The sequence below is a fragment of the Methanococcus voltae genome (genome assembly GCF_017875395.1).
Taxonomy (GTDB): Archaea; AGJL01; Methanococci; order Methanococcales; family Methanococcaceae; genus Methanococcus; species Methanococcus voltae_C.
Window position 1 is genome coordinate 356,276 of sequence record NZ_JAGGMO010000001.1, and the last position, 26,584, is coordinate 382,859.

At 28.2% G+C, this 26,584-nt stretch carries 27 protein-coding genes; 7 read left to right on the top strand and 20 right to left on the bottom strand.

The window, feature by feature from the left end:
* Positions 1–119 precede the first annotated feature (119 nt).
* The 3 genes from J2127_RS01640 (at position 120) to hypF (ending at position 5,595) form a co-directional block, all read left to right on the top strand.
* The gene (locus J2127_RS01640; RefSeq protein WP_209731693.1) at positions 120–1,781 is read left to right on the top strand and encodes a thiamine pyrophosphate-binding protein; all 1,662 of its coding nucleotides are present in this window, start codon (positions 120–122) and stop codon (positions 1,779–1,781) included.
* Between the two features lie 236 nt (positions 1,782–2,017).
* Complete coding sequence (locus tag J2127_RS01645; RefSeq protein WP_209731694.1) at positions 2,018–2,890, top strand: topoisomerase DNA-binding C4 zinc finger domain-containing protein; 873 nt, start codon at positions 2,018–2,020, stop codon at positions 2,888–2,890.
* A 257-nt stretch (positions 2,891–3,147) separates the two neighbouring features.
* Positions 3,148–5,595 carry a carbamoyltransferase HypF gene (gene hypF, locus J2127_RS01650; RefSeq protein WP_209731695.1) on the top strand — a complete coding sequence of 816 codons (2,448 nt, stop codon included), beginning with the start codon at positions 3,148–3,150 and terminating at the stop codon, positions 5,593–5,595.
* A gap of 670 nt (positions 5,596–6,265) precedes the next feature.
* Here the strand turns inward: hypF and J2127_RS01655 are convergent.
* The 8 genes from J2127_RS01655 to J2127_RS01690 all read right to left on the bottom strand — a co-directional run bounded on the left by J2127_RS01655 (position 6,266) and on the right by J2127_RS01690 (position 12,803).
* Positions 6,266–7,288 (bottom strand): deoxyhypusine synthase, encoded by a 1,023-nt coding sequence (locus J2127_RS01655; RefSeq protein WP_209731696.1) that lies wholly within the window; start codon positions 7,286–7,288, stop codon positions 6,266–6,268.
* Positions 7,289–7,452: 164 nt separating this feature from the next.
* Positions 7,453–8,667: a threonine synthase gene (gene thrC, locus J2127_RS01660; protein ID WP_209731697.1), complete on the bottom strand. Its 1,215-nt coding sequence runs from the start codon at positions 8,665–8,667 to the stop codon at positions 7,453–7,455.
* Between the two features lie 226 nt (positions 8,668–8,893).
* On the bottom strand, positions 8,894–9,676 hold the full coding sequence (locus J2127_RS01665; RefSeq protein ID WP_209731698.1) for a DNA alkylation repair protein: 783 nt from the start codon (positions 9,674–9,676) through the stop codon (positions 8,894–8,896).
* Between the two features lie 72 nt (positions 9,677–9,748).
* Positions 9,749–10,192, bottom strand: coding sequence for a methanogenesis marker 5 protein (locus J2127_RS01670; protein ID WP_209731699.1), 444 nt, complete (start codon positions 10,190–10,192; stop codon positions 9,749–9,751).
* Positions 10,193–10,402: 210 nt separating this feature from the next.
* The gene (gene taw3 / locus J2127_RS01675) at positions 10,403–10,990 is read right to left on the bottom strand and encodes a tRNA(Phe) 7-((3-amino-3-carboxypropyl)-4-demethylwyosine(37)-N(4))-methyltransferase Taw3 (protein ID WP_209731700.1); all 588 of its coding nucleotides are present in this window, start codon (positions 10,988–10,990) and stop codon (positions 10,403–10,405) included.
* Positions 10,991–11,246: 256 nt separating this feature from the next.
* Positions 11,247–11,588: a DsrE/DsrF/TusD sulfur relay family protein gene (locus J2127_RS01680; protein ID WP_209731701.1), complete on the bottom strand. Its 342-nt coding sequence runs from the start codon at positions 11,586–11,588 to the stop codon at positions 11,247–11,249.
* Positions 11,589–11,607: 19 nt separating this feature from the next.
* Positions 11,608–11,823, bottom strand: coding sequence for a sulfurtransferase TusA family protein (locus J2127_RS01685; RefSeq protein WP_209731702.1), 216 nt, complete (start codon positions 11,821–11,823; stop codon positions 11,608–11,610).
* Positions 11,824–12,017: 194 nt separating this feature from the next.
* Entirely contained in the window at positions 12,018–12,803 is a 786-nt protein-coding gene (locus J2127_RS01690; RefSeq protein WP_209731703.1) for an SWIM zinc finger family protein, read from the bottom strand.
* A gap of 290 nt (positions 12,804–13,093) precedes the next feature.
* Here J2127_RS01690 and J2127_RS01695 point away from each other — a divergent pair, with 290 nt between their 5' ends.
* The 3 genes from J2127_RS01695 to J2127_RS01705 all read left to right on the top strand — a co-directional run bounded on the left by J2127_RS01695 (position 13,094) and on the right by J2127_RS01705 (position 14,524).
* Entirely contained in the window at positions 13,094–13,996 is a 903-nt protein-coding gene (locus tag J2127_RS01695) for an N-glycosylase/DNA lyase (protein WP_245326408.1), read from the top strand.
* 160 nt (positions 13,997–14,156) lie between these two features.
* Complete coding sequence (locus J2127_RS01700; protein ID WP_209590118.1) at positions 14,157–14,291, top strand: rubredoxin; 135 nt, start codon at positions 14,157–14,159, stop codon at positions 14,289–14,291.
* Positions 14,292–14,386: 95 nt separating this feature from the next.
* Positions 14,387–14,524, top strand: coding sequence for a rubredoxin (locus J2127_RS01705; RefSeq protein ID WP_209731704.1), 138 nt, complete (start codon positions 14,387–14,389; stop codon positions 14,522–14,524).
* Positions 14,525–14,618: 94 nt separating this feature from the next.
* Here J2127_RS01705 and hypA read toward each other — a convergent pair whose 3' ends face one another.
* The 12 genes from hypA to J2127_RS01765 form a co-directional block, all read right to left on the bottom strand.
* Complete coding sequence (gene hypA / locus J2127_RS01710) at positions 14,619–14,999, bottom strand: hydrogenase maturation nickel metallochaperone HypA (protein ID WP_209731705.1); 381 nt, start codon at positions 14,997–14,999, stop codon at positions 14,619–14,621.
* A gap of 110 nt (positions 15,000–15,109) precedes the next feature.
* Positions 15,110–15,571 carry an RNA-binding domain-containing protein gene (locus tag J2127_RS01715; RefSeq protein WP_209731706.1) on the bottom strand — a complete coding sequence of 154 codons (462 nt, stop codon included), beginning with the start codon at positions 15,569–15,571 and terminating at the stop codon, positions 15,110–15,112.
* A gap of 282 nt (positions 15,572–15,853) precedes the next feature.
* A complete protein-coding gene (locus J2127_RS01720) occupies positions 15,854–16,438 on the bottom strand; it encodes a 50S ribosomal protein L15e (RefSeq protein ID WP_209731707.1) in 585 nt (194 codons plus the stop codon).
* Positions 16,439–16,688: 250 nt separating this feature from the next.
* Positions 16,689–17,663, bottom strand: coding sequence for a respiratory chain complex I subunit 1 family protein (locus J2127_RS01725; protein WP_209731708.1), 975 nt, complete (start codon positions 17,661–17,663; stop codon positions 16,689–16,691).
* A gap of 169 nt (positions 17,664–17,832) precedes the next feature.
* Positions 17,833–18,276, bottom strand: a complete 444-nt coding sequence (locus J2127_RS01730) for an NADH-quinone oxidoreductase subunit B family protein (protein ID WP_209731709.1) — start codon at positions 18,274–18,276, stop codon at positions 17,833–17,835.
* Positions 18,277–18,354: 78 nt separating this feature from the next.
* Positions 18,355–18,867, bottom strand: a complete 513-nt coding sequence (locus J2127_RS01735; RefSeq protein WP_209731710.1) for a 4Fe-4S binding protein — start codon at positions 18,865–18,867, stop codon at positions 18,355–18,357.
* Between the two features lie 107 nt (positions 18,868–18,974).
* The gene (locus J2127_RS01740; protein ID WP_209731711.1) at positions 18,975–20,687 is read right to left on the bottom strand and encodes a 4Fe-4S binding protein; all 1,713 of its coding nucleotides are present in this window, start codon (positions 20,685–20,687) and stop codon (positions 18,975–18,977) included.
* The gene (locus J2127_RS01745; protein WP_209590109.1) at positions 20,684–20,992 is read right to left on the bottom strand and encodes a hypothetical protein; all 309 of its coding nucleotides are present in this window, start codon (positions 20,990–20,992) and stop codon (positions 20,684–20,686) included. Before J2127_RS01745 ends, J2127_RS01740 begins: the two co-directional genes overlap by 4 nt.
* Before the next feature lie 253 nt (positions 20,993–21,245).
* Positions 21,246–22,052, bottom strand: coding sequence for a Na(+)/H(+) antiporter subunit B (locus J2127_RS01750; protein WP_245326409.1), 807 nt, complete (start codon positions 22,050–22,052; stop codon positions 21,246–21,248).
* Between the two features lie 15 nt (positions 22,053–22,067).
* Positions 22,068–22,376, bottom strand: a complete 309-nt coding sequence (locus J2127_RS01755) for a hypothetical protein (protein ID WP_209731712.1) — start codon at positions 22,374–22,376, stop codon at positions 22,068–22,070.
* Positions 22,377–22,502: 126 nt separating this feature from the next.
* Positions 22,503–23,954: an energy conserving hydrogenase EhbF gene (ehbF, locus tag J2127_RS01760; RefSeq protein WP_209731713.1), complete on the bottom strand. Its 1,452-nt coding sequence runs from the start codon at positions 23,952–23,954 to the stop codon at positions 22,503–22,505.
* A 104-nt stretch (positions 23,955–24,058) separates the two neighbouring features.
* Positions 24,059–24,418, bottom strand: coding sequence for a cation:proton antiporter subunit C (locus tag J2127_RS01765; RefSeq protein WP_209731714.1), 360 nt, complete (start codon positions 24,416–24,418; stop codon positions 24,059–24,061).
* 470 nt (positions 24,419–24,888) lie between these two features.
* Here J2127_RS01765 and J2127_RS01770 point away from each other — a divergent pair, with 470 nt between their 5' ends.
* Entirely contained in the window at positions 24,889–26,553 is a 1,665-nt protein-coding gene (locus J2127_RS01770) for an ATP-binding cassette domain-containing protein (protein ID WP_209731715.1), read from the top strand.
* Positions 26,554–26,584: the final 31 nt, after the last annotated feature.

Sequence of the window (26,584 nt, forward strand, 5' to 3'; positions counted from 1 at the left end):
ATTAGCCATATATTTATTAACATAAATTTATTAACCTAATTATTAACCTAATTATTAACGTAATTATTAACGTAATTAGCAATATAGATATTGAAAATAAAACTTAAATGAGGGATTTGATGGATAATTCAAATTCTAAAGAATTTGTAGACAAATTGATTAATTTTCTAGAATATAATGATATAAAAACGATATTTTCTTACCCCGGTGAACAAATACTTCCATTTTATAGGGCTATTGAAAATTCAAATATTAATCTAGTAAATGTTAAACACGAACAGGCTGCTGCACACATGGCCGATGGTTACTCCAGGATTACTAACGAAACGGGTGTTTGTTTAGTAACTGCAGGACCTGGCGCAACAAACATAACCACAAGTGTCGCTACAGCATTTCGGGATAATTCATCTATTGTGTGTTTTACAGGGCGTTGTTCTTCAAAATATATCGGTACTGAATTTTTTCAAGAAATACCCATGGATTTCCTAGATTTCGAAGAAGGTAGTTATATTTTTGAATCAGACGACAAAAACTTGTCTACTATAAAAAATGTATTTGAAAAAAGTTTTTTCAACCGAAAACCCATACAAATTAATATTTCCAAAAATGTCTATAATTCACTAGATAAATCTAGTAGTTTATTAAAAATTACAAAGAATTATAAATCTTATGAAAAGTATATTAATAATTATAACAATAGTGAATTATGTAACAATATACATGCTACATATAAAATAAATAATATGAATACTACTAAAAATTCTAAAAATCTTGAAATTAATGAATATTTTGAGACTTTAAAAAATAATGAAATCGTTCAAAATTCTAAAAACCCCATATTACTTGTAGGGCAAGGTATTTTTGGACAACTGAACTATTCTGAAATACTTCAAATTAATAACATGTTGAACAGTTTAAAAATCCCTATTGTCACCACGTACCCTGCAAGGGGCATTATTTCGGAAGAAAACGAAAAATGTTTGGGCATGATTGGTAGAAGAGGGTATTTTGCAAACGAACATTTGAAAAACTGTGATTTAATAATAAACTTAGGTTCAAGTTTATCATATAATACAATCCTTGAATCCTGGGACGATATTAAATCAAAAATTGTTGAGTTAAATGTGAATATCAACAATATTTCAGATATTGAATTAATCGTTAGAAATATTAACGATATTTTTGAAAAATGTGACATTTTTAAAAAGTACAATAAAAACTACAAAAATAGTAGCCATAGTTTAAACAATATAATTAAATTTGGAGACTACTCCAAAAAAGTTAAAGAATTAATAGAATCAATCCCTAATGATTCAATTATTGTAACAGATGCTGGGAATCATACTGTATTTACGTCACTATTTAAGACATGTATGCTACCTAAAAGTATAATTTCCTCCCACAGCATGGGTACCATGGGTTTTGGACTTCCTTGCGCCATCGGCGTAAAGTATGGATGTATTGATAAAAGCATAGATAGGGAAGTCATAAATATTAATGGGGATGGCGGAATTCAGATGAATATCCAAGAATTAGCTACTGTTGCCAAAAATAACTTAAAAATATTAATCGTAATTATGAAAAATAGTAGACTAAATATTTTTTGTGATTTAGATAACCCAGACTATGTAAAGCTTGGAGAAGCCTATGGAATAACATCCAAATTGGTTAAATCCGAAAATGAAATAAAAAAATGTGTAAATGAATATTTAGAAGGTAGTGGTCCTTTAATTTTAGTAATCGAATGTGAAGATGAAAGTTTACCGAAACCTGAAAATTAAATATCTAAATTAACCAGCCATTTAATTAACTAATTATAAAATTAAAATTCTAAAAAATACCAAATAGTGCTCAATTAACTTATAAAATAGTACTATACAATATTAAAAACATAACTTAAAAATAAACTTAAATTAGACTTAATTGAAACAACAAAACAAGAATATAGGTTGGATATATAAAAGTAATAATAATTTAAAACTTATTTTATATATTTTAATCATACCTCGGTGAAAAAATGGGGCACGACTTATTCAAGGAATTAACAAAAAATATACACTTTAACGTAACAGAATTAGATAAAAATAACTTTGGTCAAGATTGGCAAGTTCCAGAATGCTTGGTTTCGATGATTGGAATTAAAAACGGTAAAAAACCAGTTTTCTATTATGGAATTACTCAGAACTATAGAACCTCTTTCATAATTAAAAAAGGAAAATCTGAAAACGGAAATAACTTTATAAATGCAAGAGTTTATTTGAAATTTGATAAAGATTCATTAATAGAAAAAGAAAAATATATCGTAGGCAATGGATTCAATGGATTATTATTAGCAGTTAAAATTAGCAAACCAGAATTTATAGCTACTTTTAAAAATCTATTACTTGAAGACTATTCAAAGAACGATATTCATGTGAAAGATGTACTTGACAGGATTAAAGACAGAAATGAATTAAAATCCATAGAAGAAAGTGCAGAATATATCGCAAATAGAGACTATGAATGGTTAATAGGTAGAATTAAATACATGTCCAAGATGTTTAATTATTCAGGCGAAGGATTTTGGTTATTACCCTTAAAAACAGAATCTGAAATAACCAAAGGTTTATGCCATAAAAATGATGAATTAATCATTGATTTGGAAAATGCAAAGTTGTTCGAAAACTACTTAGTTTACGTTGATGTAGAAAACGAAGTTATACGATATAATGGCGACAGATTGTGTAAAAACAAAAATACATTAACCGACGAATTAAAAAATAGAAGCGATGATGTATGCCCATGGTGTGGAAGTGCTTTAAGAACCATTAAAACCAAAAAAGGAGAATTTTTGGGGTGTACTGACTATCCAAAATGTTTATACAGAAGATATTTAAATAAAAAGTATTAATAAATAAACTAATAAATAATTATAATTAATTTATTTTTCTATTTTAAACTTATTTTTGCAATTATTATTACAATTTTAGATTATAAACTAAAATGAATATATAAGCCTTTTTTTAAAGTTAATAATTTAATAATTTAAATTTATAGATATATTTAAACTAATTGAAAAGTAATTAATAAAATCATATCAAGATATATATTGAACTTTAACTAATTTATGAATATACTACACATTGTTTTATTTGATTAAGTGATAAAATGCTAAAAAAAATTTTTGTAAGTGGGATTGTTCAAGGCGTTGGTTTCAGACCTTTTGTATATAATATTGCAAAGAAGAACAATTTGACAGGATATGTTAAAAATAAAGGAAATTTTGTAGAAATAGTGATAAATGGGAATTTAAACGATATAAATAATTTTTTAAGAAGTTTAGAAGGGGAAAAACCAGTGTTATCCAAAATAAATAAATTAGAAATAGAAGATATGGATTTAAAAGATTTAAAAGATAATAATTTAAGTGAATTGAACGAAATAATAGAATTAAATGAATTAAAAAACGAATTTAAGATATACACAAGTCAAAATGTGGATAACGAAGTAGCTGGTACGATACCTCCCGATGTGGCGTTATGTGAGGATTGTATTAGAGAACTTAAAGATAAAGAAGATTTTAGATATAATTATCCTTTTATTGCCTGTGTAAACTGTGGTCCAAGATTTACGGTTATAAAAAAGCTACCTTATGACAGAGAAAACACCTCTATGGACAAATTTCCATTATGTGAGGAATGTGAAGAAGAATACAAAAATCCAAATGATAGAAGATTTCATGCACAGGCCAATTGTTGCCAGAAATGTGGTCCAAAAGTATTTTTAACCGATTCAAAGGGTAAAGAGTTATTTGAAAAAGAATTAGCCATTAAAAAAACCGTTGAATTGTTAGAAAATGGCAAAATAATTGCAATTAAAGGTATAGGTGGCACACATTTAGTTTGTGATGCCAATAATGATGAAGCAGTTTTAGAACTTAGAAAAAGGCTTAATAGACCAACACAAGCCTTTGCAATTATGACTACCGAAGAAAAGTACAAATTATTTTCAGAACCTACAAAAATGGAAGATGATACTTTAAATTCATATCGAAAGCCAATAGTAGCCTTAACAAAGAAAAAAAATGATTACGAAAAATATATATCAAAAAATATATCTAATTTAGATACTATAGGCGTTATGCTACCTTATTCTGGGTTACATTATTTGTTATTTGACAAATGTACTGCATATGTTATGACTTCTGCAAATCTACCAGGTTTGCCCATGGCAATTACCAATGACAAAATTATCGAAAGCTTATGCGATATTGCGGATTATTTCTTATTACATGACCGAGATATTGTAAATCGGTGTGACGATAGCGTTTTAAAACATATTTCCGGTAGAATGATGTTATTAAGGCGTTCGAGAGGTTATGCTCCCGAACCTATAGAAATAGATTTTTCAAAAAGTGGGCTTTCAAATAATAAGAATAATAAGAATAATAAGAATAATAATATATCAAAAAATATATTATCTGTCGGAGCAGAATTAAATTCAGTAGCTTGCTTATCAAAAGGAAATAAGTTTTATATGACTCAATATATTGGAAATACGTCCAAATATGAAACTTACAACTACCTAAAGGATGCAGTACATAATATCCTAAGGTTAACAAATACCAATAAATTATATACAATTGTTTGTGATTTGCACCCTCAATTTAACTCCAAAAAATTTGCGAATGAACTATCAAAAGAATATAATACGAAATTATATGATATACAACATCATGAAGCTCATGTTTATTCGTTAATGGGGGATAATGAATTTTTTGAACCAAATATAACTATTGCACTTGATGGACTCGGATATGGGAAAGATGGCAATATTTGGGGCGGTGAGCTACTTTATTGTGATGAAAAGTATGATATACACCGTATAGGTCATTTAGAAGAACAAATACAATTGGGTGGTGATTTATCCACCAAATATCCTATTAGAATGCTATTCTCGATACTTAGTAAAAAAATAGGGCTTGAAAAATCTTTTGAATATATAAAAGGATATATTGGAGCATATCCCGAATTAAATGAAAAAGAATTGAAATTAATTAAAATGCAAATAAAAAGTGGTTTAAATACTTCAATTACCACATCCACGGGTAGGTTTTTAGATAGTATAGCTTCTTTATTGTCTGTTTGCTTTAAAAAGACTTATGACGGGGAACCATCCATAAGGTTAGAAGCCTTTGCGAATACTTGCGATATTGACGAAAAAAATCAAGTTTTAAAACTTGTTGAAAATATGGATTATTCAAAATACATTGATTGTGAAAATAATATAATTAATACTACAGAAATAGTCTATGATTGTTACGAAATGCTACAGAACAGTATGTTTAGTAAAAATGGAATAGCATATTATGCACATTTAGCTTTATCAAATTGTTTAGTAACTATTAGCTTAAAATGTGCTGAAAATTTGAATATTAATACTATTGGACTCACAGGCGGGGTTACATATAATAAAATAATAACTGAGCATATTGTAAATAAGTTGAAAAATAAAGGATTTAATGTAATTTTACATAAAAACGTACCTAATGGAGACGGCGGAATTGCTTTTGGTCAAGCTTTAGGTTATATTTTGAAAAATGAACTACAAAACTAAATTTTAGATAAATATGCCAAATATAAAATACGAAATATGAAATATGAAATATCAAAAATACAATAACAAAATTATTTTTTAATATTTTTAATATTTTAATATACATAATATGTACTAATATTTGCAATAAGTTTATTTTTTTACCGCTTAGTATTTAATAATTTGATACCTACCCATTATTTTATTAGCTCGAATTTCAGTTTTTTAAACATTTTAACCCATTTTTTGGATTCTAAATAATACGCTAATTACCTCAATATTAAATCGTAAGCTATATATATTACGTAAGTACTATAATGTAATGTGCATTAGTTGCACATAACCACTTAATTAAGGTCACCCTATTAAATACCAGTATTTAATAATTTGAATTCATTTAGTTGATATTTTAAAATATATGGATTATGTTATATGTTAATACTTGATAAAACACCGTTATATTTACCAAGTTTGCATGAACGATTTATATAAGCTTAAATCTTATTTAATAAAAATATTATCATATATTTTTATTAACCGTTAGATATTTTTTAAATTATTTGAATTTACTAAATTCTTTTAATGTTTTAAATTTTAATTTTAGTTAAAATTATCCAAGGTTAATATCTATTTTAAAAAAACTAAAAATTTAAAAAAGTTAAAATTTATATTGATATTTTATTTAAAAATTTTATTTAAAAACTGCATAGGTTAATATAGGGAATACGATTGTAGCATCTGCCCATATTTCCGTATAATCCGCTTTTGTTTGAATTTTACCCCAAGAAACGCCTTCTTCTGGTGGAGCGCCACTTAAAGAACCGTCGGCAGGTGTTGCAGTTGTTATGTAGATTGCATAATCAGTTCCTTCCCTGAATAGATTAGCATTAATTATACTATGTTTAGGTAATGAACCGCCTAAAACAATGCAAGCTGTTTTATTAGCATCTATTGCTTTATCGTTTAATTTTACAATGTCACTTGCAATATCTATAATCAAATTAGTCTCTTTTTCGTTTTTCTTGTAGAAATAGAGCATATCTCCGATTGAACCATCTGTGATAGCAGGGCAGAAGATTGGAATATTATTTTTATATGCCCAATAAATTATAGAATCTTCTTTCTCCCCTTCAAGGTTTTCGTCCATGAATCTACCCAATTCATAACAAAATTCACTTGCAGAAGTCACTTTATGTGTTTCTTTTTGTTTCAATGCTAATTCGTCAAAAAACTTTGTCATATAAGTCTCAAATTCAATATATCGGTCATTTGGTACATAAATATTTCCAATTCTGTTTATACCTTGTTCACGTAATTCAACACCGTTTAAGTTCCAATCACCCATTATAAAAGGCTTTACGCATTTTATAAAGTCTTCTTCGATACCGCCAGCGGTTGTAACTAAAACATCCACCTTTTTGTGTTTTACTAGGTTTGCTATGATTTCTCTCAATCCTGATGAAACCATATTTGAAGTATATCCCATGAAAACTACTAACTCTTCATTTTTCCTAATTTCTTCGATTTTTTTCCAAATTTTTACAGCTTTTCCTAAGTGTGACGCTTGAAAACCCATTTTTGGATAAAAATCACTTACAATTTCTTTTAAAGAAATTTCTTCATCTAAATTTGGCCCTTTGACATATTCGAGAGTTTCAAAAATTTGCTCTAAATCTTCGGACTCTTTAAATATTATATCTTTTGGATTTGTCATAATTCACCCGATTATTTTTAACGTAATATTTGTTAATTTGTATATAACATAGCGTATTTTATTATGAATTATACGTTATAATTATAATAATTAGCTTTAAAAAATAAAATAAAAACAAATCAATATTATTTAAAAAAATTAAAGTTATTTAAGTATTTATTTGATTATTCTTCAATTACTTTTCTTAAGACTTCCATGTCGCATTCAATTTCAGATGGTAAGATACTTGCTTTAATTGCTGCGTCAGGGTCTTTTAAACCGTTTCCTGTAGTAATACATACAATTTTACCATCTTTATCAACTGCTCCCATGTCTAACAATTTTATTAAACCTGCGATTGATGATGCAGATGCTGGTTCTACGAAAATACCTTCCGTTTGAGCTAATAACTTTTGAGCCGCTGTTATTTCTTCATCAGTTACGAATTCAGCTAAACCGTTTGATTGATTGATAGCTTCGAGAGCTTTTACAGCGTTTACAGGGTTTCCGATTCTTATTGCTGTAGCAATTGTTTCAGGGCTTTCTTCTGGGATAATGTTATCTTTTTGAGCTTTGTATGCTTTAACGATTGGTTGAGCACCTTCTGCCTGGATACCAATCATTTTAGGTAAGCTATCGATTAACTCTGTTTCTTTAAACTCTTTGAAACCTTTCCATATTGCACTTATGTTTCCTGCATTACCTACGGGTAAAATAACAGCACTTGGAGCCTCAAAATCTAATTGATCGCAAATTTCGAAACCAATTGTTTTTTGACCTTCTAATCTGAATGGGTTTACAGAGTTAAGTAAGTAAAGTTTATTTTCAAGAGCTAAGTTTTTAATCATAACTAAAGCTTGGTCAAAGTTACCGTTGATTTGGACAACTTTTGCACCGTAAAACATTGCCTGAGCTAACTTACCGAGTGCTACTTTACCACCAGGTAATAAAACGATACATTTTTTTCCAGACCTTGCTGAGTAAGCTGCCAATGATGCTGAAGTGTTACCTGTTGAAGCACAACCAACTACAGGAGCGCCTAATTCGTTCGCTCTTGTTACACCTACAGTCATTCCCCTATCTTTAAAGCTACCGGTTGGGTTTGCACCTTCATTCTTAACGTAAAGTTCCTTTAAACCTAATTTTTTAGCTAAGTTATCACATTTGTATAATGGAGTTCCACCTTCCCAAAGGCTAACTATTTTATTAGTATCTTTAACAGGTAAATATTCTAAGTATCTCCAAACTCCACTTCTTCTTTCTCTTAATTTTTCCTTTGAAACTTCGCTTTTAATTTTTTCGAGGTCGTATTTAATCTCTAAAAGACCGCCACATTCACAGTTGTAAATAATTTCGTCAACGTCGTATTCTTTTCCACATTCTCTGCATTTTTGTATCATAATTTCACTTTTAAGAATTTGTAATTGATAGTAGATAAATGTATAATTTCGTAATTGTATACATAGTTAATTCAGTATATAGTATTAAATAATAGGATATAAAGCTTACCTTAAAATGTATTGAAAAATTAAAATTAGATATAAAAATTAGATATAAAAAATAATAAAATAGTAAAATATTAAAAATTATTTAAAAAATATGATGTAAAAATAAAAAAATATCAGATTAACTCATTGCTTCTTTTCTTAACTCCTGGGGCATTTTTTCAATTGCATACCTTAAAGTAGTTCGAGTCATCTTTTCCTTATTAGTTAAAACATAATTATAAACATCTTGTTGATAGCTATCTGCAGTAACTTTTAAAAGCCATCCTATGCCTTTTTCCACCATATCGTCACGTTTTAAGATTAAAACGTCTGCGGTTTTGAATACTCTATCCCTAATATCCCCTCTTTTTATGTGAAATATTAAAGTAACTGCACTCGACCTTTGCATCCAACGGTTTTCCGAATCTGTAAGTTTAAATAAGTCATCTAGTAATTCAGGATATTTATTAGTCAATTCATAGAATGCGTGTATAGAAAATTCGTCACAAAATGCCCAATTCGTTATATGATTAGATAACAATTCTGAAAAAAATTCAAAATCTTCTTTTTCATAATACTTTTTAGCACTATGTAATAGTATCAATGATAGATACCCATAATCATGAACTTTTTCTTCGAGAAGGGCATTACAAATGCCATAAATATCATTTTTTATCAAACGATTAATCTCATCTTTATCGTTATTTTTGCATGATTCTTTATAATATCCCTTTAAAAATTTTTCTAAATTACGATAGTATGTTTTAGAAATTTTTCTTAGAGTAGGAGTTCTAACACCAATTATTTCCCCCAATTGTTCTTTAAAAAAGTTCTGCGTAGATTCTTTATATTTTTGGCAAGAATTTGCCAGTATTTCATTTTTTAAACCGATAGTCCATTCTTTTATAAATTCATCTTTCATATTCCCCCTCATAAAAATTTAAAAAAATATGGAAAAAGTAATAGTATTAAATTATTTTTAAATTATATTATTTTATTTTTTATCTTCTAAACCTTCCAAGAATAAAGCTATTTTTTTAACGATTACTTTTGCATCCTCTTCAGATTCAGGATATTCTAAATTTAATATTGGCACTTCGGACCTCCTAACAAGGTATTTTGTTAATTCGTTTGTTCTTTCGCAACCGACACAACCGAAACCCATTGGTGCTTTGTTCATTATGATTGCTGCTTCTGCTTCATCGATGAGTGGTCCAATCATTGACATTCTACCCCTAACGCCAGATGGAACTTCGATAGCTGCATATTTTAACCCTTTTTTCGGATCCTCGTCAGTAATATTCATTGGCGGATGGTCAATTTCTGCATTCCTTACCTTTTCACCAATTGCGTTGTTAATCATTAATGGTTTGTGCCCAAATCTCTCCACTAAATCTGCTAAGATAAGGCTATTTGTAGGATAAATAAATACTTTCAAACTCTCACCATTTTAAACTTAATATCTATTGGCATTCTGATAATATATAATCATATTAATTATCATTTATTTATATCTCTATCTTAACTTATAATATACTTTTTAATTGTTTTTAATTTTCTAATTTTCTAAATTGTTAATTTTTTAATTAATCAATTAATAAATAAATTAGTAATATAAATACATAAAGAATAAATCTAAAATTTAAATTTAAAGATTAAATTCTTCATCAAATTTTAAATAAACCTTGTGCAACATATCTCTTGCTTTCATAAGTTTTAAATTTCCTTCATCTAATAAAATATTTAAATAATCATTATCTACGACCAATTTTCCATTATAACCAATTGGAGCATCTAATCTCATTGTTGTTAAAAATTCCACAATATATCGCTTTTCAGATAGTGATTTTACAGATGAGGCCTTTAAACCGTTGTGATAAGCTATTTCCAAAAGTTTCTTAGCAGAAACTGCATCTTTACAAGCTATGTGCATTATAGGGGAGTTTAAAACGAAATAAAGTCTATCGTAATTATCCGAGGCATCTTCTAAGGCTTCCATCATTTCTTCGGATGTTGCATAATGGTGCCATTTACCCAACCAACGTGAATAAATCTTCGTATTTACGTTTTTTGGAAATTCCATAATTCCACAACGTCCTATACAACTACTAGTTGTATAATAATCATCTTCTTCATTTATACGGTCTACAAAGTACATTATTTCTTTATCCACTAAATTATTATCCACTGCATATTGTAATTTTTTTAAAGTATTGTATTTAGATTCTAAAAACATGATTCACCAAATTAAATAATTTATAATTATAATTAAATTGTAATTAAATTGTAATTATAACATATTCTTATTTTAGATATGAATATGCACATTTGGATATAAAAAATTGATTATAAACATATCGATTGATATAATATTTGGATATAAAAAAAATCTAAAAGTAAAAAATAGGATAATAAACTAAAATAAAATAAAAGTAAAAAATATAAAATGAAAATAATTATTGATTAATCATATGATATGATATGATTTAAAATTAAAAGGTAATTGTTCTATCAGAATCTTTAACGAAATCTACTAAATCATGCATTGTAGCTAATTGAACGCCTTCAATTAAATCTTCTGAAAGACCTCTTGCTTTTGCACAAGGTCCACAAGCTTTAACAACAGCTCCTGCGTCAATTGCACCTTTTAAAAGTTCTAAATAATTTGGAACATCTACTGGATTTTGAGTATCTTTTGCGACATAAACGCCATCTTCTAATAAGAAAATATTTACGTCAATTCCTTCTACGAGTGATGTAAGAGCAAATCTTAATGCAGAATATGCTCTTTCTTGACCATACGGTGCAGTTGTGATAATTACAGCAAATTTCATAAGGATACCTCTTATCTAATTAATTTTTTAAAATAACTACTTTAAAACCGTCAGAATTTCCGTCTGCTGAAAGTACTTTGTGTCCTTTTTCTTCTACAAATCTTACGATATTTTGTAAAGCAGGTTTATAATCTCCTGTTACAGTTAATTCTTCCCCTGAGCTCATTGAGTCTAATGCTTTTTTAGTTTTTAAAACCGGCATTGGACATACAGTTCCGCTAACATCTAAATCCATTTTATCACCAATATTAACATTATTAATAATAACTTGGTTATTAAATTATATAATACATAGCCACACAATAATCCATTATTTGGTGGACATAGTACAGGTATTATAACATAATATAATTTATAACACTATTTTTTATGACATATTAATTATATAAATATATTCATTAGGTAATCTAATGATTAACAATACATTAATTAATCTAATAAGTAATAATATTCATTATCGATTATGTAATCATTAACCATCCACAAATCAGCTTTGGATTTAGACACTTTTAAAAGTTCTGTGATATATAATTCATTTTTACGCTTAAATATCTCAGATACTAAGCTATGAAGTATTTCTTCATAATATTTTTCTTCAATGTCATGAGCCATTTTTGAATTTAGGAAGTATTTTATAAACTCCAAGATTTGTTCTTCAGTTGCTTTATTGAGGAATTCATTCGATAAATAAGATTTAAATGTGAATATGTTTTTTCGTTCTAAATTTACTAATTTTAGCATTTTTTTAGCAAGTTCTAACTCATTTTCTTCGATCAAATGATCATCCCATAAATAATTATCCACAATTAAATCCTTTAAAAGTATTAATAAATCTTCCTTTGGCATACAATCTAATTTAGACAATAATTCTAAACCATTGATATAATTGCCATTGAAATAAGATAGAATTAGTGCATATGCGTGTTTACAGTTGTTTTTATACCCACAAGTGCAGTCACCCGTTAATGTTGTCAAATCCACCTTAACTTTGTATTTTTTACCCCCTGAAACCATCCCGTATAAAAAATTATTGTATTTTATCGAATAAATAATATTTCGATTTAAATAGTATTGGTTACCCCTTTCAATTACTCTTTCGTTATATAATTTATTCAACTTATTTTTGTTCAATGTCATATTTTTTTTAAAATCATTTTTTTCAATATTTTCAATATTTTCAATAAATTTAGTATCATAACCTTGAAAATTATTCATTATATCCCATTTATAGTTTAATTTTTTAATTTATTTTTTTTACTTATTTTTAATTTATTTTTAATTTATTTTTTATTTTCTTAACTTTTTAAGCTAGGTAATATATAGTTCATACACATATATACAATATGAAAATTATGAAAATAATTTATATATTTAAATATATTTGATGAGAAAAATTATTACGTATATTCCTCTCACAATAGCACCGAGTATATAATTCGGAAAACACATAATATATTTTATTAAAATTATACTATTAAGTACAGTAGTCTGAAGTGTGTGATATTATGAAGAAAATTACAAGTGGCAAGGCAGTGAAGAATGGTGGAGAAGATAAAAAAAATGAATTGATTAAATTACTTAAAAACTTTGATATTAATACCGCAAGGAAATTTGAAGAAGAAATTGACGTTCAATATCAGATGCTAACTAATTTACACAATAGCCTAATAGAACAAGTTGAAGATGAAATTAAGGACTTTTACAAAGATTTAGCCATAGAAGTTTTTGTTAAATTAGTGGTTATGAATTCGCTTATTAGTTACCAGCTTTCCAGTACGGGCGAAGCCTGGTGGACTGAATTCAGCAAATACTGGTCCAATAAGGAAAATAAAATATTAGAGAAGTATTCGGGCAATAAGGAACTATTACTTGATGAATTTGTTAATTTTTTGAAAAATTCTAAAGGAAATAGGAGATTTCATATTACTAAAATAAAAAGACTTGAAAAAATATATGAATTTTTAAAAGATTTGACATTTGAAGAAATAAAATATTATTACGAAAATATGGACGAATTGAGAAATATTATATCTAAAAATTTAGATACTCAAAAAAGTGCTAAAACAGTTGTATTTTCAATTAAAATGTATGGATATGCTTGTAGAATTTCATTTAACCAATATATTGCTTACCCTATGAATATAGAAATACCATTAGATAGTAGAATTGAAAAATACACTAAAAAAATATTGGATATGGATTTAAAAAGTCCTAAAAAAATACAAGGTATTAAATTAACCGACAAATATATGTTGGAATTCTGGAGAGATGTTTCCGAATCAGCGGAAATTCCTCCGTTACATATTGATTCAATATTATGGACTGCTTTGGGTGCATCATTCGATAAAACAAAGTTAACAGAAGAAGAAAAAGCCAATATTGAAAAATTAATATTATTTAATCAATAATGTAGTTAAAACTTCAATGATAATTAACATTTACGTGGCGGGGTAATAATATAATTAAATAATTAAATAATTAAATATATATAAGATTTTAATGATAATTTAAATATATAATATAAAAGATAAAAAAAAGCTAAAAAAGCTAAATTTGAGGGGTGTTACTATGGCAGTTTGGCAATGCACTGTTTGTGGGTACAAATACGATGAGGATAAAGAAAAAAAGAAATTTGAAGACCTTTCACCAGATTGTAAGTGTCCTGTTTGTGGCGCAAAAAAAGAAATGTTTAAAAAATTATAAAATCTAAGATATCATAAAACATAAAATAAATTATACTAAATATTTAAGTACAAACTACTTACCTATAAAGCTATAGTTAATTAAAGGGGTATATTATGGCTATCTGGGATTGTACCATTTGCGAATACTTTTATGATGAAAAAGTAGAAGAAATTCCTTTTGAAGAACTACCTGAAAAATGGTATTGTCCAATTTGCGGAGTTTCAAAAAAGTTATTCGAAAAAAGAGAATAAATCACTTCAATAAGGTTTAATACTCTTTATTTACATAATTTTATCATATAAATCTACTTTATTTTTTTTATTATATTATTCTTTATTTTTTGAATTATTCTTCATCATCAAATTCAAGTATTGCATTCTTTATGTTAAATTCTTTTCCACCCTTTATTTTAAGATGCATACTATTACATTTCGGGCAGTAAACTCCAATTTCGTCTTTAGGTACCACATCACCCTCATAACCGCAATCTTTACACTGCACTTGAGGTTTTATATACTCTATATTAAATTTCATACCATTGCATATTGTATCTTCAGCAATTACCTCAAAAGCAAATTTTAACTGCTCCATTTGTATTAAAGTTAATTCTCCGACTTCCAGGTTTATTTCTGAAACTTTCAATGGCTTTCTGCCAAGTTCTTTTTGATTTTCGACAGCTTCTAAAAGTGAATTTAATATTGAAGTAGCGTATGATAATTCGTGCATCGTGGCACCCCCGACTAAATACTAGATTGAATAAATTAGTAGATTAATAGATTAAGTTAATAAATTAATAAATTAATAAATTATAGCTTAAATATTAAATTTATAGATTATTAAAATACAGATTTAGATTCTAAACGCTCTAAAATTATTCTTTTAACTTCTTCTTCTTTCCCACTTGGTTTGAAAAGCTTGAATTTTATTAAAACTCTCACGGTGTCATCACCATCTGAAAGAACACATTCGTTTAAATATGCTTTTTGTTTATCAAACCTTAAATATAAAGCATTCTTCTCAATTCTTAAATCTACATCATTTTTTAAATTTTCAACATTCTTTTCATTTTGTTTTAACATGTTGATTATGTAATCGTAAGTCATTTTTGCTTTCTTATTTTTAAGTTTAGCAGAGTATATATTTATTGGATTACCAAAACAGCCCTCTGTTTCAGTTACCTCTAAATCGATATCTTCTTCATCGATTACTTCAGGTATGAAAAATGAAATAGCGTCGAGAATCTTTTCTTCGTCTTCTGTTGCATTTGAAATTGTAGATATTTTTATACTGTTAATCATCGTATCCCCAAAAATATTGTTAATATATTGTTTAATATTTAAATATAAAATAGTATTCTTTTAAATTTAAAAATAGTTTATTAATTTAATATCTTATATTATCATAAAATAGCTATTATTATGTGTATTTATAAATTAGATATTATATCAAAATATAATTTCAACGTTGACTTAGTTGTATAAAATAAAAATAAAATAAAAATAAATTTAAAACTAAAACTAATAATTAAAAAATATTAAAAATAATATAATTTATCTTATATTACTTAACTAATGATTTAATTATTTTGTTTTCTTTTGGTTAGCTCTTACGCCAGGTCTTACTTTTTCAGCACCTTTACCTTTGTACATAAGACCTCTACCTTTTTTACCTGCTGAGGTTAATCCTCTGTAAACTCTACACTTGTTAGCGCCATCTGCTAAGAAGCTGTACTTCTTATCGTTTTTGATGGTTGAACAGTTTACATCTACTAAGATTACTTCGAACCATTTTCTTTTACCGTCTTCGCCTACCCAGTATGAGTTTAAAACTTCCATGTTAGGGTATTTTTTAGCAGCTCTTTCCTCAGCAATTCTTTGAATTGATTTTGCCATTGTAATTTTCTTAACTGCTAATGTTGCTGGTTTTTTAGAGTGTTTTGGCCTAGGTTTTCTTAAACCTCCTCTTCTTACAGCAACTCTAACTACGATAATTCCTTGTTTTGCCTTGTAACCTAAGTTTCTTGCTCTGTCGATTCTTGTAGGTTTTTCTAATCTTACAACTGTTGGTTCTTTTCTCCAATCTTGCATTCTTGCCCATTGTAAGTCCTTAACATATGATTCAGCAGGTTTTTTCCATGCTTCTTGGATATGTTTGTACATACTCATTTTTATCACTCACTGTAGTCAGTATTTTGTTTCCGGGTTCAGCATTCGCTACATTCCCTACGGGATTACTCCCGTTGATGTGAGAACCTTTTCGGTTATCTTACCTAATTAAGACACTCAAGTATATTAAGTTAACTACTACAAAATAACATGTTCAAAAATAAAAAAATAAGGATAGAAAATAATATTAAAAAATTATTTAAAAAAAATAAAAAAATAAAAAATAATTCATAATGTATTTAGCATCATATTAAATACCCATTATTGCTAGAATTAAGCCGATTAATCCAATTACGGTCCCCAAAAGGGATAACGGATAAACTTGCTTAAATGTCAAAACTGGGGTATATGCACTAATTACTGATGCAGATAGTGGGAATATTAAAGCTACTGCAAAGTTTAGTACCACAGTTATCGGGTTTAATAAATCAGGTGCAATTCCTAAATATAATGTTGCAAAGAGACTTCCCAATGTTATCATTAACATTTCCCTAACTGCAAGATATATTGCTCGATACCTTCCAGAAAGCTCCATTGTAGGGCCCTCCAATACATCCGCCTTTGTGTGCATTATCGAGAATGGATATTCTTTTAGCATTATTATATATCCTATGAAATAAGCTATAGCCCCTAATATACCGCCCAAACTGAATAAAAAGGTGTTTCCTACAACTGTGTTCAACATTATAGAACCTTGAGGTATGAATGGCAACAATGTAGCGATATAAAATGGAAATGAGCCTACAGTTATCATTTTAAAAGCCCTAACTGCACCCAGTTGCTCTAAGGTTGTCCTTATGGATAATTTACCCTTTCCACCTTTACAGATATCTTCGAAAGGCATTCTAATTCCCATAACGGTGGATGACAAGGCTCCCATGATGATGTAAGTCATTTCTTCGATTTTTAAGAGGCCTACGATACCTATTTCATTTGACAATATATGGAAGTGAGTTAAAGAAGTCATTGCCAAAATAATCCATATTACTAAAAAACTTAAAATTGGCATAAAATGGTATAATCTAGGCATACTTGAAACAGGTGTTATTGTTTGTTTATAAAGAGCCTTAAAAAATCCCCAATATCCGATAGAAGCCAAAGATGGACCTTTTCGTTGTTGAATTCTGGCTTGAATTTTTCTTTGAATACCTGGTATCCATGTTGATATTGCAAATGCAATTAAGGGAATTCCCAAAATTGATGCCAATTCTTGGAGTAATACCATAAAACCACCAAACATAATAATTTGAACATAAATACAATAATTAATTTAAATAAAGATATATGATAAACAATGTGATTATAAATTTAAAGTAATAATAGAATAATTATATTGATAATAATTAGTATTATTTTAATGTAAATTACGTATTTTACGTATTTTACGTATGATTTTATTTTTCTAATAATTTTGGAAGTGCTTTGACTACACCGGTGATTACATCTTCAGGTCTTGGGGGACATCCTGGGACATTCACATCCACAGGTATTATATTTTTAACAGGACCATCGATAAAGTCAGAGGTACCCAAATCAGCTCCAATATTTCCATAAACTCCACCCATTAATGCACAAGCACCTGCTGCAACTACAGCTTTAGGATTTGGCATTTCTTCATATATCTTTTTCAAAGCGGCAGAGGTAGCTTTTGTAACACAGCCTGTGACAATCAAAATATCTGCTTCACGAGGATTCCATGTTAAAAAAACATTATATTGCTCAACATCATAAAATGGGGACAATACACAGTTTACAACTTCTATATCGCAACCGTTGCAACCCCCTGTATAAACTAACATTACATGGATACATTTTTTTCTACTTATTTCTTTTAACATTGCTATCCATCTCTTTATTTTTAGTAAAAAATATTTCAAATTATTAAAATATTATACAATATTATACAATATTATAAATTATTTCATCTTATTCTTATTTTTTACAATATTATCTAAATTAATTGACAATATTTTCATAATTGATTGAATTTTATCTTCAGAAATTTCAACAGGTCTTTCAAGAACTTTTGAAACATCTATTTTTATTTCCTTAGAATCTCCCACGTGTCTTGGGTGTATTGGGGAAACTTCATTAAATAAAGCGAATATAGGACAAAAATCATGACAATATAAACAGAATACGCATTTTTCAGCATCGATTACTGGTATGGACTCTTTTGAATATTCTTCAGTTAATTTAATGGGCTCAATTTTTTCCATTGTAATGGCTTTAGTCGGACAAGCATTTGCACAACCACCACAACCTATACATATGTCTTTTAAAACATTTTCTGGCAATTCAATACCTTTTAAAATACTTTCAGTCATTTCTTTTGAAGTATATCTACCAGTACCTAATATTATACGTTCTAAATTACGATAAAATCCAGAAATAAATATTTTTGATAATTCTCTAACTCCTGAGTCCATAATATCGCCATATTTGCATTTTTAATAATTTTTAGCTTATTCGATAATATAATAAAATATAATATAAAATATTGTATTCATATTGTATTCAGTTCGTTAATTGAATACTATTTCCAAGTTCTAAACGTCTTTATTGCGTTGGTTGGACATATATTTGCACAAGCTGAGCATAATTCGCATTTATTCAAATCAATTGCTCCATAATCAATACAATTATTTGGACATATTTTATTACATAATCCGCAACTTACACAATAATCATATTCCGTGTGTATATATGAGTATTCTTTGTCTACAGTCTTTTTTATTCCTGCAATATTGGGTAAAACATCTCTTGGACAATACATTCCACACTTTTGGCAAGAAATACAAGATTCGTCGAATAAAACTTTAAAATCTGATGCGTTATTGTCTTCTAATGATAGATTGTTTATCAAAATGGTTAGCGAGTCATTTGGACAGATTTCTGCACAAGTCCCGCAACCTATACAAGATTCATCAATTATTTCAAAAGGTATTTCCCTTTTTACAATTTCTATTGCATCTTCAGGACATTTTTGTATACATTTTTCACACAAAACGCAATTTCCTACGAGTTTTGATTTTAAATCTTTAGAATCTTTATTAATTACCCGTCTAATACCTTGAGGGCAAGATTTAACGCATTCTATACATAATGTGCAGTTATTTTTATTATATAAAATTCTGCCATCTTTGTACAATAACGCGTTATTTGGGCATACATCTACACATGCTCCACAATTTATACAATATATCTTACTTTGATAAGTTATATCATTATTATACTCATTAGGGTTGTTATTTTCAATATTTTTCGAATATTCTTCCGATTTTCCCTTATTAATTATCTTAAAGTTTTCAATATCTAAAACATCATTTGGACAGTTTTGTATGCAACTTGTGCATAATATACACCCGTCTCTAATCTTACCCTTATATATGGATTTAGGAGTAGTAGGACAGACTTCTTCACATAAGTTACATTCTGTACACATTTTTTTAGAAGATATCTTTTCAGATTTTGAATTTAATTTATTAAGGGGGTTAATAATCATTGAATTAGAATTAATACATTCATTATTCGTTAAATTTTCAAATAACTCTATTGCGTTGGTTGGACATTCATAAATACATCTATTACAATTTATACATTTTTCCGAATTTATAATTATAGAATACCGTTGTTCGTCCTTTAATTTTAAAGATTCTTTATTTAAATCATTTTTATTATTGATTTTACCATTAACTTTATTATTAACTTCTTTTAAATTTGGCTTTAAATTTGTATTTAAATTAGTATTCAATACTTTATAGATGGTTGCATATCTTTTTGCCAACATTTCATTTTTTGAAGTCCTTAATTCCTTTGGATTAAAGTAAATTCTAGCATTATCACAAGCTTTGGTGCATAAACCGCACATTACGCATATACCTATTGGGTATTTTTCACTGGATACTGCAGACTTATTTTCTAAGACATTACTTTTTCTATCTGTATTAATTTTAGAGGTTTTAGAAAAACATTCCTTTTCGTCGACCATTTTAATAATTCCAATTGGACAGTTTTTTTCACATATGGCGCAACCTACGCATTTTTTTCTATCTACGTAGTATCCACCATATTCATTTTCCAAAATTGCGTTGGTTGGACAGACTTCTGCACATTTTCCACAAGTTATGCAAGATATTGCAGTTCCGCCAATCATTTTTATTGCATCAGTCGGACAAAGCTCCATACATTTTTTGTTACAGCCTTTTTCCTGTTCAGATATACATTTATCTAAATTAGTTACAATCATTTTATCGCCTTTAAATTAGATTTAAATATATTTCCAAACAATACCCCAACAATTCCTGCTAAAAAGATATGGGAAAAAGGGATTTCCTGATAGTAAGGAGTAGAACCTAATAAAAAGGCCACAAATAGTCCCAATACAAGCCAATGCAATAATTTAAGTCTCTCGTTTATTTTTAAACCTAATACAAAACCTACGATAACGCCGATTACTGATATATACATTATATCAAGCGAAGATATCGTATTTAATAAGGTATTTGATATATCTAAATTCACATTATCACCGAAATAATGCCAAAGTTCCATAATACATCTTGATTATTCATTAAATAGTAATTCATTATTTTTTAATATAAAATCCGATTATTATATTCATAACTTTATTGGTATTCTATAATTTTAATAGCTTTATCTCATATTTATCCTGTTTTCATATTATATAATATTTATAGATTTAAATAATTTCATAATTATTACTCATCTTATTGGTAATTATTAGAAATTATTAAAAATTTTCAAAAGCCAATTCTTAAATTGAAGTAAATTAAATTACATTACATTAAGAATTAGAACTTTTTAAACCGGAATTATTTGTAAATATTTTTTTAGTACTTAAAAGCAGGGAAATTGAAGATAAACCGGCTAAAACCTTAAAACCTACTGCAATATTCAAATAAGGTATTAATCCAACCGCACCCATATTTTGAGGTGAAGGGAATAAGGGAATACCATTAAGTACTGATATATTTAGTAAGTAATATCCTGATACTGCCATCCCTAATGCACCCATTATCATGAAAAATAAGGCTCCAAAGGTTTCCAATTTCTCTAAAAAGTGATGCGTAAATCCAATAGGGGATTTTGTACCATAACCGATTATTCCCAAAATATAGGCTACGGAAATTAAAGCGCCACCTTGAAAACCACCGCCTGGAGTTATATGACCTGCTAATATAGTTACAATACCTAAAACCATGAGTATTACACTTAAAGGCATTGTAATAACTTTTATTATCGAAGTAAATCCCAAATCATGGTCTTCATCATCTTTATAACTAGCATTTTGACCATCTTGGGTATTTTCACAGAATAAAGACTTTAAAAAGTCGGTATTGTACAAACCTCTTCCAAAAACCATTCCTGTGACCATAACCGACGTTACAAGGATTAAACACTCACCTAATGTGTCAAAAGCTCTCCAATCAAATAATACTGCAGTTACAAAGTTGGGAACAATATAATTACTGGTATAAACTGCATTTACACCTTCTACCACGTTAATATTAAATATAGAGTACAATATGGCAACTCCAAAGAATAAAAACGATAAAAATACTGCAATATCTCTTGTTATAATATTTCTCAATTAAACCACCTTATATTAATGAGCAAAATACAATACAACCGATATACCGCCACAGAACATAGATAACCAGAACAATTGCGTTGAAATATCGTTTGAATTCTCTTTTTCGAATTTAAATACTAAAGGTAATTGTGATAGCAATAAAGCCGTTAATGAAATACCTATTAATCCATAAAGTACGTTACTATATATTCTAAATATCATAATTGCTAAAAGTACGATGAATCCATATAATGTAAATTCTGCGGTTAATACTGCACCTACAGATACTCCATCACCGTGCTTTTTTTTGTCTAGCTCTTTTCCATACTTGTCATAACCCATAAAGACACCATATCAAGATTTTATATTTATTTTAAACTTAAAATAAATTTAAGTAAAAGATATAATTAAAATATTTGATTAAGATTTTAATTAAGATATTTAATTAAGATATTTAATTAAAATATATTATAAAGTACTTAAAAAATTATCAAATGAATTGTATAACGTATTTGTGACAATTTCTGGGAAAATACCCAATATTATACATAAAATTGTCAATATAAGCAATGAAAACTTAGGATATTTTAACATAGGGTTATTATAATCTTTTTTAAGCTCTTCAATATCTTTTAATCCATTTGGTTTTAAATATATCATATAAAATGCTTTCATCATCGATACAAAAGTTCCAATACTGACCAATATCATAATAATTGTTAATTCGGGCAAATTTGCGTTTATAGATGCTTCTGCCAATAGTAATTTACTTTGAAAACCATTGAATGGTGGTACACCACTTATTGCCAATTTTGCACAAAGCACCATAAAAGCTACAAATGGCATTACGGGTAATAAATTGCCCAATTTATCCAATTTACTAGTTTTATTTTCATTTGATACAATATGTGCCCCTAAAAAAAGAGCACTTTTGTAAATAACGTGATTTATGGCATGGAATACCCCTGCAACAAATCCTAATGGAGTCCCTAAAGCCAAACCTGCTGCTACGTAGCCACCTTGACTTATTGCGTGGTATGATAGTAATTTTCTATAGTCAGTTTGTAAAAGTGCCATTACCACACCAAATACCATTCCCAAAATTGAAATTACAATTAATAATACTTGCAAATTTCCAAATAATGGTAAACCATAGAATAATTTAAACATTAACAGCATAAGTGCAACTAATACGAATTTAGAGAATGTTTGTAATACTGCTGAGATAAAAGGCTTTGCTCCGGAGTACACTTCAGATTTTATAGTGTGGAAAGGAGGTAAACCGCTACCATAGCAAAGTCCAATTATCAACATTAAAGCGCCACCATATATTACTGGATTAGTTGGGTTAGCCAATAATTGAGCGTGGATTTCTGGAATAAATAACGTTCCAGATATTGAAAGTAATAGCCCAATTCCCAGAAGTAATATGGAACCTGCGAAATTACCCATTATAAGATATCTAAGGGCTGATTTATAGGAATTTTCAGTTCCCGTAGCCAATAAAAGCCCTGTTTGAGATATTGCGGTTATCTCATAAAATACATACATGTTGAATAAATCTTCGGATAAAACAACTGCTGTGACACTTGCTAAACCCATTAAAACTAAAGAAGTAACTAGACCGCTCTGTTTTTCACCCGCTGAGGAAATTAAAGTTAGCGAAGCTATTAATGTAAGTACGATTAAAATAAGCTGTTTAGCAGGATTGAATAAATATGCAATACCTGATGTCATGGTTTCTACCAATCCGTGGTTTCCGAAGAAATAGAACCCATAATTCGGAATAAATGGTAATGCCATAAGGATTATTGCTAATGCTATTGAGGAATATTTAATTAATTTATCTTTTCCATGTAAAAAATTTAACACGATTGCCATGAACATAGGGAAGACTACCAATAATGGAAGTAAATTCATTTTACTCACCGAAATAACTTAAAAATTATAAACAATACTATAATATTAAATTTTATTTAATAAGGGATACATAATCTATTTAATTATTTAGTCTATTTATTGAGTTAATCAGTCTTTTTTAAAAGTATAGACGATTTTAAAGTACCGTATTTTTTGAACAAAACTATTGCAATTCCAAGCATTATTGCTAACATAGATGCTTCAATCACGATGTTAGTAAGGACTAAAGCTTGTGGCAATGGGTATGCACTTGTAGTCGAAAATACAGGCATAGAAACTTCCAAAGTCTTTATCGGAACTATTCCTTGAGTATAACCGATTGCAATTAAAATTAAATTTACGCCTCCGCCAATTGCCGAAAGTGCCATTATTTTTTTAATCACATTGTCGACGAAAAACATTCCGTAAATTCCTATAACAATTAAAAGACCTGCTGTAATAAATGAAGCCATCTGTAATTCCACAATAACACCTACGTTATGATTTATGGAGATTATTTAATCCTTTTTTAATATATTAAATCTTTATCATGTGTTAATTTAGATATAAACGATTATATGTATTTTTTACAAATTTCTGAATTAACTTATGAAATTGTCATTATAATTAATGATAAATATCTTTAAAAATATCTATATAAAGATTATGGTATTTGTACTATTTCTACAATATGATACGTTTAAATATATTATAATATCGATATTAAAATTACTTTATGGATCAATAAAATTATTAATTAATAATTAGTTGGAACAAAAATGGATTTATATCTGTGATTTACATCTATGAAATATAAATATGACTAGAATTATAATGTATCTAAGTTCTAAGAATTGAATTAGGAAATAAAATACTGAATATAATTAAATAGAATTATGAACGGGATAATTGATGAGACAATTAATAGAATAAGGATAATCCGATTGGTGTTATTATGAGTATTGTAGTTAAAAATTTAACAAAAAAATATGATGATGGTAAAATAGCCTTAAATAATGTTAGTTTTGAAGTAGAACCTAAAAAAGTACTTGGAATTATTGGTAAGTCGGGAGCGGGGAAAACTACATTAATTAGAATATTAAGGGGCTCTGAAAAATTCAACGAAGGAAGCATTGAAGTTTTTGGGAAAAAGGAAAACTTAAGAGATGTAACTGCGATACACTTGCAAAGGAATTTTGCACTATGGGCAGAACCTGCCATAAACAATATTATTAGAAAATTACACGCAATTCGTGAACAGTCTGATGAAAGTTTACCTATAGAGGAAGATATGCCCGAATACACAGAAAGAGCCATGGAAATCCTTAAATTAGTGGGTTTAGAACATAAAGCAAATACTTTTTCAAATATATTAAGCGGTGGAGAAAAACAGCGTTTAATAATGGGTAGACAGCTAGCTAAAATCTATGAAAAAGGAGAAGGGGTTTTATTATTAGATGAACCTGTTACAATGTCTTGTCCCGCATCTAAAAAGATGATATTAGAGATTATAAACAATGCAAGAAAAAAATTGAATATTACCGTAATATTGACTTCACACTTGCCTGAAATACACAAATATCTTTGTGATGAGTGTATTTTATTAGAAAACGGAGAAATTAAATCAAAAGGAAAACCTGATGAAATAGTTGATGAATTTTTAAAGGACATGAACGAAGTATATATTAAGAAAAATTCATTAAATTCTGAAAAGGAATCAATAGAAACAATATATGAAGTTAAAGATATTTCAAAAAGATATTTCGTAATAAACGGTGGAGAAACCTTAAATTTGAAAAATATATCTTTTGAAGTACAAAAAGGAGAAATACTATCCATACTTGGAGCGAGCGGTACTGGAAAGTCAGTTTTACTTAGAATACTTGGCGGTTTAGAATTACCCGATACTGGAGAAGTACGCCTAAAAGGAATAGATCTATCCCATTTTGGTTGGGAAAGAATGAATTTACGTTCAAAAATGGGCATTATGCACCAAGAGTTTTCATTAGCGTATTATTCCACAGTAGGCGAATTACTCAAATACAGAAGAAATATTAAAAGCGCTAAAGTATTATTTGATGCAAAAGAAAAGGCCAAAATGTATAAAATACCAGAAACAGTTGTAGACGCACTCTACCAACTTTTAGATTTGCCAGACACTGAAAGAAACAACAAACTTGAAAAATTAGGAATATCTCAGAGTATATTATTATCATTATTTAATGCTTCGGAAGAAGATATTTATTCATATGATGAATTAATGAATGCTTTAGATTTAGACTCTGAAATATTAAACAAAAGCCCCAGTGAATTAAGTGGTGGTCAAAGAGTTAGAGTTGCAATTGCTCTTCAATTGGTTAATCAACCGGAAATATTATTATTAGATGAACCATTTGGAGATTTAGACCCGATAACATTACGGGACGTATCAAACTACTTAAAAAAGATAAATGATATGTATGGCACTACCATTATATTAATAAGCCACCATATTGACTTCATTAAAGAAATAAGCGATAGAGCAATACTTATTGATAATGGAACTATTGATTCAGAAGGCAAACCTGAAGAAATTTGTGAGAAATTCATCGAAAAAAGTACGTTAAAATTCTGTAATTAATGCTAAAAAATAATACAATAGCACAATATAA